This is a genomic window from Pseudomonas sp. SJZ078 (assembly GCF_007828255.1).
Taxonomy (GTDB): Bacteria; Pseudomonadota; Gammaproteobacteria; order Pseudomonadales; family Pseudomonadaceae; genus Aquipseudomonas.
In genome coordinates this window covers 1-1,423 of the sequence record NZ_VIUG01000079.1, presented here as the reverse complement: position 1 = coordinate 1,423, position 1,423 = coordinate 1, and the positions used below count along the sequence as shown (strand labels likewise).

1 protein-coding gene is annotated in these 1,423 nt (G+C 57.1%); it reads left to right on the top strand.

What is annotated here, in order from left to right; translation table 11 throughout:
- The first annotated feature begins 82 nt into the window (after positions 1-82).
- Entirely contained in the window at positions 83-1,414 is a 1,332-nt protein-coding gene (locus FBY02_RS27990; protein ID WP_371921445.1) for an IS4 family transposase, read from the top strand.
- The last annotated feature ends 9 nt before the right edge of the window (positions 1,415-1,423 follow it).

The following is a 1,423-nucleotide window of genomic DNA, read 5'->3' as shown; positions in this document are numbered from 1 at the left end:
GTAATGCTGTTCACTTAAGCATTTGAGTCCAAGCCGGGCTTTCTAGAAAATCCGATACCAGTCCTCTGGTATCGGATTTTTTATGCCCATTCAGCAGCAATTGCTCGACCTCGGCGATCTCTTCAATTTCTCCGACCTCAGCACCTTCACCCAGAACATCCCTGTTGAATGGGTCGCCAGTGCGCTCAACCTCTCTGCACAAGCCACCATTCGGCGTCGCCGCCTGCCAAGTGATCAGGTGCTTTGGCTAGTGCTGGGCATGGCGTTGTTTCGGGATGAGCCTGTGCACGAAGTGGCCAGACGCCTGAATATTTGCGCTCAAGGCTTGGCATCCGACCAGCTGTTGGCGCGTAGCGGGGTAACTGAAGCGCGTAAGCGACTGGGAGCCGACCCGGTCGAATCTTTGTTCCGCCAGACAGGTAAACAATGGGGCTGCGAGCGGTACGAAGGCGATGACTGGAACGGGTTACAAGTGTTCGCGGTGGATGGCGCGTTGCTGCGAACCCCTGATTCACCTGAGCTCAGAGAGCATTTTGGCTCCGGTAACACGGGTACCGAGCGCCAAACGCCTTTTCCCATGCTGCGGCTCGTTGCCTTGATGAATGTCCGTTCTCACGTGATCCTTGATGCCCAGCTCAGCCCCTATCGCGGCAGCGAGATGCGATTAGCCGAAACGTTCCTGGGGCGGATTCCGGACAATTCCATCACGTTGTTCGACAAAGGCTTCTGGGGCGCGGACCTGCTACTGAGCGTGATCGAAGGTGGCAGTAATCGCCACTGGTTGACGCCGGCTCGCAAGAATCTGGTGATGGAGGAAATCGAGCGTTACGGTGAGCACGATCGCCGTGTCCGGATGAAGGTCTCGCCCCAGGCGCGCAAACGGAACCCGAATCTGCCCACCCACTGGGACGTGCGTGAGGTCAGCTATGAAAGCCAAGGGCGCGTCAGGTCGCTGCTCACTTCGCTGCCGGTCGAGAGCTACAGCGCAGGAGCTGTCGCCGAGCTGTACCTGGAGCGCTGGGAGATTGAGTTGGGTTTCCGAGACATCAAAAGCTCGATGCAACAGAACGCGGTAACGCTGCGTAGCAAGAAGGTCGACCTGATTTACCAGGAGGTCTGGGGACTTTTGCTTGCTTACAACATCATCCGTCGGGAGGCCAGCCAAGCCGCAATAGCCTTTGGCCGAACGCCTTCGGACATACGCTTTAAACCAGCCTGCCAATACATTGCCGTGCAACTGATCGTCATGGCAGCGGCCAATCCGGTATCAGCAACGGGCAGAAGGTTGGCTGAACTGCGAGGAGGTATCGGAGGGATGTTTCTGGATCACCGTCCAAGGCCAGGGCGGCCGAGGACAGTGAAGATTTCCAAAACTCGGTATCCGGTAGATCGTAAGGCCGCTCCGCTTAAGTGAACAGCATTA